The sequence below is a fragment of the Halovulum sp. GXIMD14794 genome (assembly GCF_054457455.1).
This window is the reverse complement of sequence record NZ_JBTLNF010000004.1, coordinates 776,494-793,458: the sequence shown is the minus strand read 5'-3', so window position 1 is coordinate 793,458 and position 16,965 is coordinate 776,494. Positions and strand designations below refer to the sequence as shown.

The window sequence follows — 16,965 nt, the reverse complement described above, 5'->3', positions numbered from 1 at the left end:
ACCGCCCGCGACGGGTTCATTACGGGCGCATCTTGTCTGACGAACCCGATTCATATCCCGATCTGCTCAAGCGGGCGGCGACCGTCGCCCTGCTGCTGGCGCTTGGCACGCTGGGCGGTTTCGCCGCACAGGCGCTGGGGATGCCGATGCCCTTCCTCGTGGGCGGGCTGGTGACGATCGGGATCTACACGATCGTCATGTTCAATGTCGCGGGGCGCGAGGTGCGCTTCCCGCAGAAGATCCGCAAGGTCTTCATTGCCTTCATCGGCGTGATGATCGGCGGCGCGTTCAGCCGCGAGCTGGTCTCGGTGCTGCCGTCGCTCTGGCTCGTGTTCGTGGCGATGCTGCTTTACGTCGTGGCGGCGCATGCGCTGGGCTACCAGTTCTTCCGTCGCATCGGCCGCTACGACGAGGTGACGGCGCTCTATGCCGCCATGCCCGGCGGGCTGATCGAGGCGGTGGCCATGGGCGAGGCGGCGGGCGGTGACGTGCGGATCCTCAGCGTGCAGCATTTCGCGCGGGTCGTGATAACGGTGCTGACGATCCCCTTCCTGTTTTTGATCTGGACCGGCCACACGGTCGGCAGTGCCGCCGGGATGACCTTCGAGGCGGGCGGCTGGGGTCTGGTGGACCTTCTGGTGATCTCGGCGCTGGCGGCTGCGGGGCTGGGCCTTGGTCGGGTCGTGAAGCTGCCCGCCGGGCACATGATGGGTCCGCTGCTGCTGAGCGCGATCTTTCACGGCAGCGGGTTGGTCGACACGGTCAGCCCGGCGTGGCTGCTGAGCCTGTCGCAGCTGGTCGTTGGCGTCGGGCTGGGGACGATGTTCACCGGCGTCACGCTCAGGCTGATCCTGCGGACCTTCGGGCTGGGCGCGGCTTCGGTCGCGATGATGCTGGCGCTGGGCGCAGGATTTGCGGTGGTGCTGCACCAGCTGGTGCCGCTATCGTTCGAGGCTCTGTTCATCAGCTTCGCCCCCGGCGGCGTGACCGAGATGGGGCTGGTCGCGCTGAGCCTTGGGGCGAACCCGGTGATCGTCTCGGCCAACCACCTGTTCCGGATCACGCTGACGGTCGTGGTCTGCAACGTGGCCTACCGGCGCTTCGGCTTCCGGAAGAAACGGAAGCGCCGGAAAGTCTAGGCCGCTGCGGGGCGCGGGCCGCGCAGGTTGAGCGCGAACAACGCCGCCGTCGCCGCGACGCCCGCGATCTGCACCGGAAGCGACCAGGGCCAGAGACAGGCGATCCCGGCGGCCAGTGCCAGGGCGCGCAGGACCGGGTTCAGGGGCCGCTCCATGCAGCCCTGAAGTCCCGCCGCCAGCGCGTAGATGCCGACCACCGCAAAGCCGAAGACGATCAGCGCCGCGCCCGGATCGCCCGCCAAAAGCGGCGTGTAGGCAAAAAGGATCGGCACGATGTAGAGGCCCTTGGCCAGCTTCCAGCTTGCGACCCCGGTTCGCATCGCCGGGCTTTCGGCGATGGCGGCCGCGGTGAAGGCCGCGAGCGCCACGGGGGGCGTCACGTTGCTGTCTTGGCTGAGCCAGAAGATGATCATGTGCGCCGAAAGCAGCGCGGTCAGCGCGGCCTCTGGCGGGACGACCATGTCGCGAAGCGGGCCCGCGACCTCGAGCGGCAGGCCGCGGACGATCTCCTGCGCTTCGGCGAAGGGGATCGGCGCGGCGAGGCGCGGCACCAGTTCGGGCGAGGCCAGCATCATGATCGCCTGCGCCTGCGGCCCCAGCTCTCCGGCGGCCATGGCGGCGATCACCGCGCGGTCCGAGATCATCCCGGCCAGCGCGGGGGCCGACAGCGTCGCAAGCACGATATAGGCCGCCGTCACCGGCAGGCCCATGCCGAGGATCAGGCTGGCGAGCGCGATCAGCACGATGGCGATGAGGATGTTGCCCCCCGCCCAGTCGGCGATCATCAGGCTGAACGTGTTGCCCACCCCCGCCGTCGCGATCACGTTGACGATCAGGCCGACGGCGCAGAGCAGCACCGCCGTCATCACCATGTTCCGCGTGCCCAGCGCGAGCGCGGCGAAGATCTTGCGCGGTCCCATACGGTTCTGCGTCAGCCAACTCGACGCGATCACCGCGAGGATGCCGCTGACGGCGGCGAATGTGGGCGTGTAGCCGACGACCAGCAGGCCGATCAGCAGCGCGATGGGGATGACGAAGCTGGCGCCCCCCTTGGCGAAGGCCGAACCGACGGTCTCGCCGTCCGAGGGCAGGGGCGGCAGGTCCAGCCGTTTCGCCTCGATCCGGACGAAGAAGGCGACCGACAGGAAGTAGAGCAGCGCGGGCAGGGCGGCGACGGCGACGATGGTCTCGTAGCTGATCCCGGTGAAGCTGGCCATGACGAAGGCCCCGGCGCCCATGATCGGCGGCATGAGTTGCCCGCCGGTCGAGGCCGCGGCCTCGACCCCGCCCGCGAAGGCAGGCTTGAAGCCCGCGCGTTTCATCAGCGGGATGGTGATGACGCCCGTCGACGCGGTGTTGGCCACCGCCGAGCCCGAGATCGTGCCGGTCAGCCCTGAGGCGATCACCGCGACGATGCCGGGGCCGCCGACCAGCCGTCCGGCGACGGCGCGGGCCAGCGCGATGACGAAATCCCCGGCGCCCGATTGCAGCAGGAAGGCCCCGAAGATGATGAACAGGAAAACATAGGTCGACGAGATCCGCGCGATGGTGCCGAACATCGCGTCGTCGCCGTAGATCGAGCGGAAGATCACCGTCTCCCAGCTGAGGCCCGAGAAGCTGAAGACGCCGCCCACCCACGCGCCCCAGACCGAGACATAGGTGATCGAGAGCAGGATCAGGATCGGGATGATCACGCCGGTCAGGCGGCGGGTCAGCTCGACCGCGCCGACGATGCAGATGATCGCGGCGGTCCAGTCGATGGGGGACAGTTTCACGCCCCGGTCGTAGATCGCGTTCTCGGCTTGCGACAGCCAGATCGCCGACACCGCGATGGCCGCGCCGAACAAGGCGTCGAACACCAGCCAGGTCTTGCCCCGCGCGCCGGTGAAGGCGGGCGTCAGCACGGCGGCCAGGAAGGCGAAGCCGGCGTAATGGAGCGCGTTGCGTGTCAGCTCTGACACCACCGGGTAGCGCGCGACATAGAGATGCCAGAGCGCAATGGCGACGCAGAGCAGGGTGATCGCGTGCCCGGCCCAGGCGGGCATGGCGCGCATTGGGAGGGCGGACGCCTCCTCGGTCTTGTCGGTCTCGGTCATCGGGCGCGGATCGCGAAGGGTAGCGGCCGCCGGTGCGGGACCGGCGGCCGCCGCCTGTCGCTTACGGCTTCAGCCGGTCCGGAACCTCGATCCCGACTTCCTCGTAGTATTTGAGCGCGCCGGGATGAAGCGGCAGCGGCAGGCCCGCGATGGCTTTCTCGATCGCCATCGCCTTGGTCGCCGGGTGGATCGCCTGCAGGAAGGGCAGGTTCTCGTAGATCGTCTTGGTGATCATGTAGACGTTGTCTTCCGAGACATCAGCGCTGGTCGCAAGGAAGTTCGGCTGCGCGATGGTGGTCACGTCCTGGTCAAGGCCCGGGTAGGTGCCCGCCGGGATCGTATAGGGCGTCCACAGTTCGCGCCCGCCGTCGGCCTTGGCGAGTTCCTCGTCGGTGACGTTCAGCAGCGTGACCTGGTCCCCGACCGAGGCGAAAAGCTGGCTGATCGCGCCCACCGGCACGCCCGCCGGCGTCCCGATCCCTGCCACCTGGCCGTCCTGCAGCGCCGCGGCCGAGGGGCCGTAGCCGCCGTAGACCAGTTCGTAGTCGGTTTCGATGTCGACGCCGAGGCCGGACAGCAGCGCCGCGTTCGAGCCGATGGTGCCCGAGTTCTGGCTGCCGAGGGCCATCGCCTCGCCCTTGAGCGCGGCCATGTCCGACAGGGTGCCCGCCTGCGCCTTGTCGCTGGCGATCACGAAATGCTCGACGTTCTGCCAGAGCATGGTGACCGAGCGCAGGTTCTCCTGCTTGCCCGACTCTTCAAGCGGGCCGGTGCCGGTGGCGGCGTAGTAGCCATAGAGACCCTGGAGAATGGCGAACTGCGCCTCGCCCTCGCGCAGAAGGCGGACGTTCTCGCCCGAGCCGGCCGAGTTGATCGCCGACATGCCGATGCCCTCGCCCGGCTGCAGCTTGACCTTCACCAGCGTGGCGAGCGCGACACCCACCGGATAGTAGGTGCCGCCCGTCGAGGCGGTGGCCAGGATGTAGTTGGCCTCTTCGGCCTGGGCCTGGGGGGCGGCGAGCGTGGCAGCGCCGACCAGCGCGGCGGCGGCAGCCGCCGAGCGAGCGAACTTGTTCATGTGGTACCTCCCGTTAAGTCCATGCGGCCCGGGGTGTTCCCCGGTGTGCAGCCAGAGACTAGCAACCTGATCCGCCTCGAACCAAGCCCTAACTGCGGAATGTTGGCCGAACGTCCCGGTCGGGGTATGATGCGGGAAAACAATCCCGGAATATCCGGACAGGAGGGAGAGATGACCGACACAACCGTACCCGTGCCCCTGCCGGAGCCGCGGGAGATTACCAATGCCGACGTAAAGGCGGCGCTTGCCGCCGGCTGGGCCGATTTCAAGGCCGCCCCAGCCTTCGGCCTGTTCTTCGGCGCGATCTTCTCGATCGTGGGTATGGTGATCTTCGCGCAACTGGTGGTGTGGGAAACCAGCTACTGGCTGCTGCCGGTGATGGCCGGCTTCCCGTTGATCGGCCCGTTCGCCGCTGTCGGCCTGTACGAGGTCAGCCGCAGACGCGAGGCGGGCGAGCCGCTTGACTGGAACGGCGTGCTGACGGTGATCGGGCGCGAGCGCGGCAGCCAGATCCCCTACATGGCCTTCGTGGTGCTGTTCTTCTACATGAGCTGGGTCTACTTCGCGCACCTGATCTTTGCGCTGATCATGGCCTCGCAGCCCATGACGAACGTCAGCTCGTCTTTCGGCATCCTGACGACACCGGCCGGGTTGATGATGCTGCTGGTCGGCACGGCCGTCGGCGGCGCGCTGGCGCTGATCCTGTTCGCGATCACCGTCGTTTCAATCCCGATGCTGCTGGACCGGGAGATCGACGTGGTCTCCGCGATGATCGTGAGCGTCCAGACCGTGCTGGCGAACAAGGGACCGATGATCTACTTCGCGCTCATCGTGGGCGTATTGAGCGCGCTCGCGATGATCCCCGGTTTCGTCGGCATGATCGTGGTCTTCCCGGTGCTGGGTCACGCCACCTGGCATCTCTACCGCCGCGCGGTCGAGCCGCCGGAGGCCTAGAGCCCGAGAGCCGCGAGCGCGCGCCCGAGCACGTCTTCGGGCGTGCCGCTGGCATCGACGACCTGCCAGCCCTCGGGCGGCGCGGCCTGCGCCGCCTGACGCGCCAGAACCGCAGCGTCGGCGTCCGACGCGTCCGGGCCCCGCGCCTCGAGCCGGTCGCAGGCGGCATCTTCCGGCAAATCCAGCCACAGCCCGTGGAAGTGCACGCCCGCGTTCAGGGCCAGCGTCGGGGCGCAGGCACGGGCCTCTTCGCCCAGGAAGGTCGCGTCGAGGATCGCAGGAAGGCCCGCGCGCAGCACCTGCCGCGCTTCGGCGGCCATTCGTGCCATTACCTTGCGGCTGACTTCGGCGGAATAGGCGCTTTGTGGCAGCCGCTCCTCTGGCGCCGCGCCGAGCAGGCGTTTGCGCACCACGTCCGAGCGGATCACCACGGCGCCGGCCATCGGCGCAAGCTGCGGCGCCAGCGCGCGCGCCAGCGTGGATTTGCCCGAGCCCGACAGCCCGCCCACCGCCAGCAGCACCGGTCGCGCATGGGTCGAGAGCGCGCGCATCGCGAAGTCCATGTCCCGCGTCGCCTCGTCCGCGTTCCCGCGCGAGGCGGCGACCATCGCCCGCACTGCACCGCGCATCGACAGGTAGAGCGGCAGCAGCGTCAGGCCGCGGTAGTCCCGCGTCGCGCCGAGGTAGCGGTTCAGCAGCACGTTGGCGAGGTCCGCCCGCGCCCGCGTCAGCAGGTCCATCAGCGTGAACGCCACGTCGTAGAGCACGTCGATCGAGGCGATGTCCTCATTGAACTCGATGGCGTCGAAGGGCACGGGCCGCCCGCCGATGCGGACGATGTTCCCCAGGTGCAGGTCTCCGTGGCAGCGGCGCACGCGGCCGGCGACGGCGCGGCGGTTGCAGAGCGCCTCCAGCGGGGTCAGCGCGTCCAGTGCCACGCGGTGCCAGTCGCCCGGGTCCGCGCCCGCCGCCTTCAGCGCCCCGGCGATCTGGTCGATGCGTGCGCGCACGTCCCGGCCATCGCCATAGCCCGGCGTCACCGGGGCGCCCCGGTGCATGGCGGCGACCTCGTCGGCCAGCGCCTCGGTCAGCCTCCAGTCGAGCGCGCCCGCCTCCGCCAGCCGGTCGAGTTCCTGGCTGCGGTCGAAGCGGCGCATCTTCACCAGCCAGTCGACCGGCGTGCCCGGTCCACCCAGCGTCAGCCGCCCGCCGTCGCGGCAGACCGGCACGACCCCCTCGTAGAAAGGCGCGGTGCGGGCGTTCAGTTCGACCTCGCGGCGGCAAAGACGCTCGCGCTCGGCAATTTCGGTGAAATCCAGGTAGTTGGTGCGGATCGCGCGCTTCAACTTCCAGGCATGATCGCCGGCGAGGAAGATGCGGCTGATGTGGGTCTCGGTCCGTGTCACCTCGGCGCCGCCGTGGGTGGCGGGCTTCGAAAGGAAGTCGATCACCGGGCGCTGGTCGTCTTCGGTCATGGCACCAGCACCGCCGCGCCTTGCAGGCGGCCCGCGCGCAGGTTGTCGAGCGCCTCGTTCGCGCGTTCCAGCGGGTAGGGGACCGTGTGCGTGCGCACGCCCGCCGCCTGTGCCAGCGGGAAGAACGCCTCGCCGTCGGCGCGTGTGAGGTTGGCGACCGAGAGGATCTCGCGCTCCTGCCAGAGGTCGGCATAGGGGAAGGTGGGAATGTCGCTCATGTGGATGCCTCCGCAGACCACCCGGCCGCCCTTGCGCACGGCGCGCAGGGCCTGCGGGACGAGCGCGCCGACGGGGGCGAAGATGATCGCGGCGTCGAGCTCGTCGGGTGGCGGGTCCGAGGACCCGGCGGCGGAGGTCGCACCCAGCGACAGGGCGAAGGCCTGCGCCTCGGTGTCGCCGTCGCGGGTGAAGGCGTGGACGCGGATGCCCTGATGCACGCCGATCTGGCAGAGGATGTGAGCCGCCGCGCCGAAACCGTAGAGGCCCAGGCGCTCCACCGGTCCGGCCTTGGCGAAGCTGCGATAGCCGATGAGGCCGGCGCAGAGCAGCGGGGCCAGCGCGACCGGGTCGGCGGCCTCGTCCAGCGGAAAGGCGAAGCGGGCGTCCGCGACGCAGTACTCAGCATAGCCGCCGTCGAGCGTGTAGCCGGTAAAGCCCGGTGCGTCGCACAGGTTCTCGCGCTCGGCAGTGCAATAGGGGCAGTGACCGCAGGCATGGCCCAACCACGGCACGCCGACGCGCTGGCCCTTGGCGAGCGCGACGCCGGGGCCGCATTCCACGACGCGGCCGACAACCTCGTGCCCGGGCACGAGGTCTGGTTTCGGCTCGGTCAGATCGCCATCGAGGATGTGCAGGTCGGTGCGGCAGACGCCGCAGGCCTCGACCCGGATCAGCACCTGTTCGGGCCCGGGTGCGGGCACGGGAATGTCCCGCGCCTGAAGCGGTTGCCCGGCCCCGGTGAAAACCATTGCGCGCATGGATGCCCCCTTGCCGCCAATCGCGGCGTTCCGGCTCATGCCTACAGTGTCGGCGTCCGTGGGGCGTTGATATGGGTCAACGGCCCGCGCGGTCGGGAGAGCGGAACAGCTTGGTCTCGCTGAACATCGATTCGAGCTCGTCGATACGGCCCTTGCTGTCCTCCCAGCGGGCGCTCTGGACCTGGGCGATCAGTGCCTCGACGATGATCATCAGCGAGATCGTCGAATCCCAGTTCGACGGCGCCTCGACCAGCGCATTGAAGCTGAACTCGGTCAGCTTGCCGATGGGCGAGCCCCACTGGTCGGTGAACAGGATGATCGTCACGCCCCGCTCGTGCGCCAGTCGGGCCAGCTTCAGCAGGTCCTGCTCGTAGCGGCGGATGTCGAAGATCACCAGTATCGAGCGTTCGTCCATGTCCAGCAGGTATTGCGGCCAGACATTCGGCGACTGGTTCAGCGAGGTCACGCCGGGTCGGATGATCTGCAGGTGGTTGAAGAAGTAATCGGCGTTCGAGCGGGTGATGCGCCCGCCCGCAAGGAAGACAGGACGCGCGGTGTCGGCCAGCAGCGCGGCCACCGTGTCGAACATGGCCGGGTCCAGCCGGTCGAGCGTGTGCCCGAGGTTGGCCGAGATCGCCTTGGCGAACTGGTTGAGCACGTGCTCGTCGGCGGCCTTGGCCTGCCAGACGTCGCGCTTGGAGAGCGGCTGCTTGATCTGCTCGCCCACCTCCAGCCGCAGCCGTTCTTGCAGCGCCGGGAAGCCTTCGAAGCCGAGTTTGCGGGCCATGCGGATGACCGTGGGGGTCGAGACCTCGGCGGCGCGGGCCAGCCGGGTGATGGATTGCAGCCCCGCAACCGGGTAGTCTTGCAGCAAAGTGTCGGCCAGACGGCGCTCGGCCGGGGTGAACCCGTCCAATCCGTCCCGGATCATCTCTTTGACGACCAGCGCCTCGGCCATCCAATACCCCTTGTAGCGATTGTTATACGCTAGGTTGCGTTTGTAGCAACGTCTACAGAAATCGTTGACAGACGTCTCTCGGGCGTTCTTAACTCGCGCCATGACGCGTGATGCATCCCCCCTGATCGGACCGGGCGAAGGCCCAGCGGCGGTGGTCGAGACCCCCGGCGGGTCGGCCCCGATCGTGCTGGTCTGCGAGCATGCCTCGAACCGGATCCCGGCGGCGCTGGACGGTTTGGGGCTGGACGATACGGCGCGGGTCTCGCACGCCGCCTGGGACATCGGCGCGCTGGAGCTGGCGCGGGCGCTGAGCGCGCGGCTGGATGCGCCGCTGGTGCGCAGCCGGGTCTCGCGGCTGGTCTACGACTGCAACCGCCCGCCCGAGGCAGCCGGCGCGATGCCCGAGCGCAGTGAGGCGTTCGAGGTGCCCGGCAATCGCGACCTGACCGAGGCACAGCGCGCGCGGCGCGTCCGCGATGTCTACCAGCCGTTTCGCGACCTGCTGTCCCGGACGCTGGACGCCAAGGCGCCGTGCACGATGGTCACCGTCCACAGCTTCACGCCGGTCTACGATGGTGTCTCGCGGGCGGTGGAGCTTGGCCTTTTGCACGATGCCGACGCCTCGCTGGCGCAGGCCATGCTGGACGCGGCACCGGCGCATCTGGACCTGATGACCATGCTGAACGAGCCCTATTCCGCAGCCGATGGCGTGACCCATACGCTGCGCGAGCACGCGACGCCGCGCGGTCTGCCCAATGTGATGATCGAGGTGCGCAACGATCTGCTCGGCGATGCGCCTGCCATCGAGAAGATCGCCGACGGGCTGGCCGGGATGATCCGCGCCTGCGTTCCCGCGGTGCCGGAGGCGGCACGGTGAGCGAGGCGACGCTACAGCCGGGCCGGTTCGGCCGTTTCGCAATGGGCTATGTCCGCTGGGTGGATTGGTTCAACCGCGGCGTCGGGCGGATCATGATGTTCGGGATCTTCGCGATGATGGGGATCCTGCTGTGGTCCTCGATCTCGAAGACCTTCTTCACGCCGACGCTGTGGACGCTGGAAATGGCCCAGTTCGCCATGGTCGCCTATTACGTGCTGGGCGGGCCATACTCGATCCAGCTGGGCTCGAACGTGCGGATGGACCTGTTCTACGGCAGTTGGTCGCTGCGCAAGCGCGCCTGGGTCGATGCGTTCACCGTGTTCTTCCTGATCTTCTACCTGGTGATCCTGCTGTGGGGGGCGATCAGCTCCACCGCCTATTCGCTGGGTGACTTCTCGGGGCAGCCGTTCCGCTTCTTCGCCGACCTGATCGGCACGTTCTTCACCGAGGGACCGCAGGCGGCCTCGGAAAAACTGGGCCATCTCGAGCGCAGCGCCAGCGCCTGGCGGCCGTACCTTTGGCCGGTCAAGGTCATCATGATCATCGGCATCGCGCTGATGCTGCTCCAGGCCCTTTCGGAACTGTTCAAGGACCTGCTGCGCATAAAGGGACACGACATCTGATGCCGTACGAGATGATCGCGATCCTGATGTTCTCGACCATGATGCTGATGCTGTTCACCGGCCAGCGCGTGTTCGGGGCCATCGGCTTCGTCGCCGTGGTCGCGGCCCTGCTGCTGTGGGGCGACCGGGGCGGCTATGACCTGGGCTTCGCGGCGGCGATGAAGCTGATGAAATGGTATCCGCTTCTGACGCTGCCGATGTTCATCTTCATGGGCTACGTGCTGTCGGAATCGAAGATCGCCGACGACCTCTACAAGATGTTCCACGTCTGGATGGGCGGGCTGTCGGGCGGTCTTGCCATCGGGACCATCGGGCTGATGGTGCTGATCTCGGCGATGAACGGGCTGTCGGTGGCGGGCATGGCGATCGGCGCGACCATCGCGCTGCCGGAACTGCTGAAGCGCGGCTATGACAAGCGTATGGTGACCGGGGTGATCCAAGCCGGCTCATCACTGGGGATCCTCGTGCCGCCCTCGGTGGTGCTGGTGCTCTACGCGATGATCGCGCGGCAGCCAGTGGGGCAGTTGTGGCTCGCAGGCGTGCTGCCGGGGCTGATGATGGCGGCGATGTTCATCATCTACATCGCGATCCGCTGCAGGATCACGCCCTCGCTCGGCCCGGTGCTGTCGCCCGAGGAGCGGGACATCCCGATGGGCGAGAAGCTGCGCCTTCTGCGCGCGGGCCTGCTGCCGCTGATCATCTTCGCGGTGATGATGGTCCCGTTCGTGAACGGCTGGACCTCGCTGGTGGAAAGCTCGGCCATCGGCGCCATCGCGGCCTTCATCGCGGCGGTGCTGAAGGGCCGGATGACGCGCGAGGTGTTCGAGACCTCGGTCCGGCAGACGCTGGCGATCTCGTGCATGTTCATGTGGATCATCCTCGCCGCGCTGGCCTTCGGGGCGGTGTTCGACGGGCTTGGCGCGGTCAAGGCGATCGACGACCTGTTCACCGAGCGGCTGGGCCTCGACCCCTGGGTGATCCTGATCCTGATGCAGCTCAGCTTCATCGTCATGGGCACCTTCCTCGACGATACCGCGATGCTGGTCATCGTCGCGCCGCTCTACGTGCCGCTGGTGGGGGAGCTCGGTTTCGATCTGGTGTGGTACGGTGTTCTCTACACCATCACCTGCCAGATCGCCTACATGACACCGCCCTTCGGCTATAACCTGTTCCTGATGCGGGCCATGGCCCCGCCCGAGATCACGATCCGCGACATCTATCGCTCGATCATCCCCTTCGTGATGGTCATGGCGGTGGCGCTGGCGACGGTGATGACCTTCCCGCAGGTCGCGCTTTGGCTGCCGGAGCTGGTCTATGGAAAATAACCCGAGAACTCCGCCAACGGAGCACGCCGAACAATCGAGCCGCAACAACAGGAGAGAGTGATGACTTCAAGACGCAAGTTTCTGACCACGGCCGGTGTCGGTGGCGCCGCGGCGCTGGCGAGCCCTGCCATCGTCAAGGCGCAGGAGCCGATCCGCTGGCGCTTCCAGACCTATGCCGGCGCCGCCCTGGGCGAGCAGGTGACCAAGCCGATCATCGACTACATCAACGCCGGCGCGAACGGCGAGATGGAGATCGAGCTGTTCTACGCCGACCAGATCGTGCCGACGGGCGAGCTGTTCCAGGCGCTGCAGCGCGGCACCATCGACGGCGTGCACTCGGACGACGACTCGATGGCCTCGCCCACGCCGCTGCGCGTGTTCGGCGGCTATTTCCCGTTTGCGACCAAGCACATCCTCGACGTGCCCGTGCTGTTCAACCAGTACGGCCTGGCCGATATCTGGCGCGAGGAATACGCCAAGGTCGGCGTCCAGTGGCTGTCGGCCGCCGGGCAGGACCCGTGCAACTTTAACACCAAGAAAGAGATCACCTCGGTCGCCGATCTCGAAGGGCTGAAGCTTTACACCTTCCCGACCGCGGGTCGGTTCCTGTCGCAGTTCGGCGTGGTGCCGGTGAACATCCCCTACGAGGATGCCGAGGTCGCGGTGCAGACCGGCGAGCTGGACGGCATGGCCTGGTCGGGCATCACCGAGGACTACACCGTCGGCTGGGCGGATGTGACCGACTACTTCCTGACCAACAACATCTCGGGCGCGTGGATCGGCTCGTTCTTCGTCAACCAGCAGCGCTGGGCCGACCTTCCGGACCACCTGAAGCAGCTGGTCATGGCCGGGATCGAGGCGGGCCACACCTACCGCAACCAGTGGTACTGGGGCGGCGAGGCGCGGTTGCGCGCGCAGGGTGACAAGCTGGAGCTGCGGACCGTGCCCGCCGACGAATGGGCTCAGGTCGAGGACGCCGCCAAGACGTTCTGGGACGAGATCGCCCAGGAAGGCGAGATCCACGCGAAGATCGTCGAGATCTTCCGCGAGTACAACGGCGTCATCAACCAGGCCGGTCCTCCGTACACCAATGGCTGACCTGTCCTGACACTGCCTTGGGCCCCGGATCGTTCCGGGGCCCGACCGAATTCAAGAAACGGAGCCCGCCATGACCGGCACCCTGACCCTGGACAGCCTGCGCGCCGCCTACGACGCCGGAGAGATCGACACCGTGCTGGTATGCCTCGTGGACATGCAGGGCCGGCTGATGGGCAAGCGGTTCCACGTGTCCAACTTCCTGGACCACTCGCACCAGGAAACACATTGCTGCAACTACCTGCTGGCCACCGACCTGGCGATGGCGACGCCCGAGGGCTATGCCGCGACCAGTTGGCGGCAGGGCTATGGCGACTACGTCATGCAGCCCGACCTTTCGACGCTGCGGCGGATACCGTGGCTCGAGGGCACGGCGATGGTGCTGTGCGACATCCTCGACCACCACACCCACAAGCCGGTGCCGCATTCGCCCCGGCAGGTGCTCAAGCGCCAGATCGAGCGGCTGGAAGCGCTGGGCTACACCGCCATGATGGCGACCGAGCTGGAATTCTTCCTGTTCGAGCAGGGCTATGACGAGCTGCGCAAGGGCGGCTTCCGCGATCTCGTTCCCATCAGTGGCTACAACGAGGATTACAACATCCTCCAGACCACCAAGGAAGAGGCGGTGATGCGCCCGATCCGCAACCATCTTGTCGGTGCGGGCATCCCGGTCGAGAACACCAAGGGCGAGGCCGAGACCGGGCAGGAAGAGCTGAACATCCGCTATGCGGACGCGCTCGCCTGCGCCGATCACCACACGATCGCCAAGCACGCCGTCAAGGAAATCGCCTGGACGCAGGGCCGGGCCGCCAGCTTCCTGCCGAAATGGCATCACGACAAGGTCGGCAGCTCGTCGCATGTCCACTTGTCGCTGTGGAAGGGCGACGAGGCGGCGTTTTTCGATAAGGACGACGCGCATGGCATGTCGGCCCTGATGAAGAGCTTTGTCGCCGGTCAGATCGCCTATGCCCGCGACTACACCTTCTTTCTGGCTCCCTACATCAACAGCTACAAGCGCTTCGTGCCGGGAACCTTCGCGCCGACCAAGACGATCTGGTCGGTCGACAACCGCACCGCCGGGTTCCGCCTGTGCGGCGAGGGCACCAAGGGCGTGCGGATCGAGTGCCGCATCGGTGGCTCAGACCTGAACCCGTACCTCGCGCAGGCCGGTCTGATCGCGGCGGGTATTGCCGGGATCGAAGAGGGGCTTGAGCTGCCCGCCCCGCACCAGGGCGACGTCTACGAGGCTGAGCACGCCGAGGAAGTGCCGACCACCTTGCGTGAGGCGACCGAGACGCTGCGGAACTCCACCATGTTGCGCAAAGCGATGGGCGACGCCGTGGTTGATCACTATGTCCGCTGCGCCGCGTGGGAGCAGGAAGAGTTCGACCGCGTGGTCACCGACTGGGAGATCGCGCGCGGCTTCGAGCGGGCCTGATGATCACCGGCATCGACCATGTGGTGCTGACCGTGCGCGACATCGAGCGCGCGGTGGCCTTCTACACGCGGGTGCTGGACATGCAGGCGATCAGTTTCGCCGGTGGCCGGCGCGCGCTGCTGGCGGGCAACCAGAAGATCAACCTCCAGACCATCGGGCAGGAGACACGCAACCACGCCTGCATCGGGTCGGGCGACATCTGCCTGCTGACGTCGCTGCCCCCCGATAAGGTCATGGCTCGGTTGCACGAACAGGGGGTGGCGATCCTCGAAGGGCCGGTGCAGAAGTCCGGCGCGCGAGGGGCGATCACCTCGGTCTATTTCAACGACCCCGACGGCAATCTCGTCGAGGTCAGCAGCTATGCGGATGACGCGACATGACAGAGACGCTGAAATGCATCTCGCCGATCGACGGATCGGTGTACCTGGAACGCCCGGCGATGCCGCTGGAGGAGGCCAAGGCCGCCGCGGCAAAGGCCCGCGCAGCGCAGCCAGCCTGGGCCGCCCGACCGCTGGCCGAGCGCGTGGCGCTGGTCCGCACCGCCGTGGCCGAGGTCGGCAAGCACACCGACCGGATGGCGACGGAACTGGCGCACCAGATGGGCCGCCCGGTCCGCTATGGCGGCGAGTTCGGCGGCTTCAACGAGCGTGCCAGCTACATGGCAGATATCGCCGAGGAAGCGCTCGCCCCCATCGTGATCGAGGACAGCGACGCGTTCACCCGGCAGATCAAGCGTCTGCCGCATGGCGTGGTCTTCGTCGTGGCGCCGTGGAACTACCCCTACATGACCGCGATCAACACTGTCGCGCCTGCGCTGATCGCCGGGAACACGGTGGTGCTGAAGCACGCGACGCAGACGCTCCAGGTGGGCGAGCGGCTGGCCGAGGCCTTCCACGCGGCGGGCGTGCCCGAGGACGTGTTCCAGAACCTCTTCCTCAGCCATGACACCACCAGCGCGCTGATCGGCGCGAAGGCGTTCGATTTCGTGAACTTCACCGGCTCGGTCGGCGGCGGTCAGGCGATGGAACGGGCGGCGGCGGGTACCTTCACGCCCGTGTCCACGGAACTCGGCGGAAAGGACCCCGGCTATGTCCGCGCCGATGCCGACGTGGATGCGGCGGTGGACGGGCTGATGGACGGCGCGATGTTCAACGCCGGTCAGTGCTGCTGCGGGATCGAGCGGATCTATGTCCACGAGTCGCTCTACGACGCTTTCGTCGAGAAGGCCGTGGCGTGGGTGAAGGCGCAGAAGCTGGGCAATCCGCTGGAGGCTGAAACCACGATGGGTCCGATGGCCAGTGTCCGTTTCGCCAAGGAGGTGCGCGCCCAGATCGCAGAGGCCGTGGCCGACGGCGCCACCGCGCTGATCGAGACCGATCCGAAGGACGACGGCGGCGCCTACCTGACCCCGCAGATACTGACCAACGTCACCCACGACATGCGCGTGATGCGCGACGAGAGCTTCGGCCCCGTCGTCGGCATCATGCCCGTCAAGGACGACGATCAGGCGATCGAAATGATGAACGACTGCCGTTTCGGCCTGACCGCCGCGATCTACACCAGGGACGCCGCGGCCGCCGAGGCGATCGGCGACCGGCTGGAAACCGGCACCGTGTTCATGAACCGCTGCGACTATCTCGACCCGGCGCTGTGCTGGACCGGCTGCAAGGACACCGGCCGCGGCGCGGGGCTTTCGGTGCTGGGCTTCCACGCCCTGACCCGTCCCAAATCCTACCACCTGAAGAAGGGCTGAGCTCGTGACGCTGACAGGCAACTGGTCCTACCCGACCGCCATCCGCTTCGGCGCGGGACGCATCGCGGAGATCGCCGAGGCGTGCATCGCCACCGGCATCCAGAAACCGCTGCTGGTCACTGACCGCGGCCTTGCGGGGATGGAGATCACCGCCCGCACGCTCGACCTGCTCGAAGGGGCAGGGCTGGGCCGCGCGATGTTCTCGGACGTCGATCCGAACCCGAATGAGACCAACCTGGCCGAAGGGCTGGCCGTGCTGCGCGAGGGCGGCTTTGACGGCGTGATCGCCTTCGGTGGCGGCTCGGGGCTGGATCTGGCCAAGGTGCTGGCCTTTATGGCCGGGCAGTCGCGCCCGGTCTGGGATTTCGAGGATATCGGCGACTGGTGGACCCGCGCCGACGCCGACGCGATCCTGCCGATCATCGCCGTGCCGACGACTGCCGGGACCGGTTCGGAGGTTGGCCGCGCGGGCGTTATCACCAACACCGACAGCCACGAGAAGAAGATCATCTTCCACCCGAAGATGCTGCCCTCGGTGGTGATCTGCGACCCCGAGCTGACCGTCGGCATGCCCAAGGCGATCACCGCCGGCACCGGGCTGGACGCGTTCGCGCACTGCGTCGAGGCCTATTCCTCGCCGCACTATCACCCGATGAGCCAGGGCATCGCTCTGGAGGGGATGCGGCTGGTCAAGGACTACCTGCCGCGCGCCTATGCGGATGGCGCGGACATCGAGGCGCGGGCGCAGATGATGAGCGCGGCGGCGATGGGCGCGACGGCCTTCCAGAAGGGCCTCGGCGCGATCCACGCGCTGAGCCACCCGGTCGGGGCATGGCACCACACGCACCACGGCACCACGAACGCGGTGTTCATGCCCGCGGTGCTTCAGTTCAACCGCTCGGCCATCGAAGAGCGGTTCGGGCTGGCGGCGGCCTACCTGGGGATCGAGGGCGGCTTTGACGGCTTCTGCAGCTTCGTGGACGACCTGAACGCAAGCCTGGGCATCCCCAAGACGCTGACCGATCTGGGTGTGAAGGATCCCGACCTCGACACGCTGACCCGTGCGGCGCTGGCCGATCCCAGCGTCGGCGGCAACCCGGTTGGCATGGACTATGACAACACCCGCGCGCTGCTGGAATCCTGCCTGTAACGCCGTTTGCCCCGCGCCGCTGTTGAC

At 67.6% G+C, this 16,965-nt stretch carries 15 protein-coding genes; 10 read left to right on the top strand and 5 right to left on the bottom strand.

Going from position 1 to position 16,965, the window contains the following annotated elements:
* Window positions 1–32: 32 nt before the first annotated feature.
* Window positions 33–1,139: an AbrB family transcriptional regulator gene (locus ACW9UR_RS10515; RefSeq protein WP_458916913.1), complete on the top strand. Its 1,107-nt coding sequence runs from the start codon at window positions 33–35 to the stop codon at window positions 1,137–1,139.
* Here ACW9UR_RS10515 and ACW9UR_RS10510 read toward each other — a convergent pair.
* A complete protein-coding gene (locus ACW9UR_RS10510) occupies window positions 1,136–3,235 on the bottom strand; it encodes a TRAP transporter permease (protein ID WP_458916912.1) in 2,100 nt (699 codons plus the stop codon). The genes ACW9UR_RS10515 and ACW9UR_RS10510 overlap by 4 nt on opposite strands.
* Before the next feature lie 61 nt (window positions 3,236–3,296).
* Window positions 3,297–4,313 (bottom strand): TAXI family TRAP transporter solute-binding subunit, encoded by a 1,017-nt coding sequence (locus tag ACW9UR_RS10505; RefSeq protein WP_458916911.1) that lies wholly within the window; start codon window positions 4,311–4,313, stop codon window positions 3,297–3,299.
* A 171-nt stretch (window positions 4,314–4,484) separates the two neighbouring features.
* On the opposite strand from ACW9UR_RS10505, the gene ACW9UR_RS10500 reads away from it, so the two are divergent.
* Window positions 4,485–5,267 carry a DUF2189 domain-containing protein gene (locus ACW9UR_RS10500; protein WP_458916910.1) on the top strand — a complete coding sequence of 261 codons (783 nt, stop codon included), beginning with the start codon at window positions 4,485–4,487 and terminating at the stop codon, window positions 5,265–5,267.
* Here the strand turns inward: ACW9UR_RS10500 and ACW9UR_RS10495 are convergent.
* The 3 genes from ACW9UR_RS10495 to ACW9UR_RS10485 all read right to left on the bottom strand — a co-directional run bounded on the left by ACW9UR_RS10495 (window position 5,264) and on the right by ACW9UR_RS10485 (window position 8,677).
* The gene (locus ACW9UR_RS10495; RefSeq protein WP_458916909.1) at window positions 5,264–6,742 is read right to left on the bottom strand and encodes a bifunctional aminoglycoside phosphotransferase/ATP-binding protein; all 1,479 of its coding nucleotides are present in this window, start codon (window positions 6,740–6,742) and stop codon (window positions 5,264–5,266) included. The two genes, ACW9UR_RS10500 and ACW9UR_RS10495, sit on opposite strands and share 4 nt — an antisense overlap.
* Complete coding sequence (locus tag ACW9UR_RS10490) at window positions 6,739–7,719, bottom strand: zinc-dependent alcohol dehydrogenase family protein (protein WP_458916908.1); 981 nt, start codon at window positions 7,717–7,719, stop codon at window positions 6,739–6,741. The genes ACW9UR_RS10495 and ACW9UR_RS10490 overlap by 4 nt, the downstream gene beginning before the upstream one ends.
* A gap of 76 nt (window positions 7,720–7,795) precedes the next feature.
* Window positions 7,796–8,677, bottom strand: coding sequence for a MurR/RpiR family transcriptional regulator (locus tag ACW9UR_RS10485; RefSeq protein ID WP_458916907.1), 882 nt, complete (start codon window positions 8,675–8,677; stop codon window positions 7,796–7,798).
* Between the two features lie 100 nt (window positions 8,678–8,777).
* Here ACW9UR_RS10485 and ACW9UR_RS10480 point away from each other — a divergent pair, with 100 nt between their 5' ends.
* The 8 genes from ACW9UR_RS10480 to ACW9UR_RS10445 all read left to right on the top strand — a co-directional run bounded on the left by ACW9UR_RS10480 (window position 8,778) and on the right by ACW9UR_RS10445 (window position 16,938).
* A complete protein-coding gene (locus ACW9UR_RS10480) occupies window positions 8,778–9,554 on the top strand; it encodes an N-formylglutamate amidohydrolase (RefSeq protein ID WP_458916906.1) in 777 nt (258 codons plus the stop codon).
* 41 nt (window positions 9,555–9,595) lie between these two features.
* Complete coding sequence (locus ACW9UR_RS10475) at window positions 9,596–10,177, top strand: TRAP transporter small permease subunit (protein ID WP_458917180.1); 582 nt, start codon at window positions 9,596–9,598, stop codon at window positions 10,175–10,177.
* Window positions 10,177–11,502 carry a TRAP transporter large permease gene (locus tag ACW9UR_RS10470; protein WP_458916905.1) on the top strand — a complete coding sequence of 442 codons (1,326 nt, stop codon included), beginning with the start codon at window positions 10,177–10,179 and terminating at the stop codon, window positions 11,500–11,502. Before ACW9UR_RS10475 ends, ACW9UR_RS10470 begins: the two co-directional genes overlap by 1 nt.
* A gap of 60 nt (window positions 11,503–11,562) precedes the next feature.
* Complete coding sequence (locus tag ACW9UR_RS10465; protein ID WP_458916904.1) at window positions 11,563–12,600, top strand: TRAP transporter substrate-binding protein; 1,038 nt, start codon at window positions 11,563–11,565, stop codon at window positions 12,598–12,600.
* Window positions 12,601–12,670: 70 nt separating this feature from the next.
* Window positions 12,671–14,035, top strand: a complete 1,365-nt coding sequence (locus ACW9UR_RS10460; protein WP_458916903.1) for a glutamine synthetase family protein — start codon at window positions 12,671–12,673, stop codon at window positions 14,033–14,035.
* Entirely contained in the window at window positions 14,035–14,415 is a 381-nt protein-coding gene (locus ACW9UR_RS10455; protein ID WP_458916902.1) for a VOC family protein, read from the top strand. The genes ACW9UR_RS10460 and ACW9UR_RS10455 overlap by 1 nt, the downstream gene beginning before the upstream one ends.
* Window positions 14,412–15,788 carry an aldehyde dehydrogenase family protein gene (locus ACW9UR_RS10450; RefSeq protein WP_458916901.1) on the top strand — a complete coding sequence of 459 codons (1,377 nt, stop codon included), beginning with the start codon at window positions 14,412–14,414 and terminating at the stop codon, window positions 15,786–15,788. Before ACW9UR_RS10455 ends, ACW9UR_RS10450 begins: the two co-directional genes overlap by 4 nt.
* A gap of 4 nt (window positions 15,789–15,792) precedes the next feature.
* Entirely contained in the window at window positions 15,793–16,938 is a 1,146-nt protein-coding gene (locus tag ACW9UR_RS10445; RefSeq protein WP_458916900.1) for an iron-containing alcohol dehydrogenase, read from the top strand.
* The last annotated feature ends 27 nt before the right edge of the window (window positions 16,939–16,965 follow it).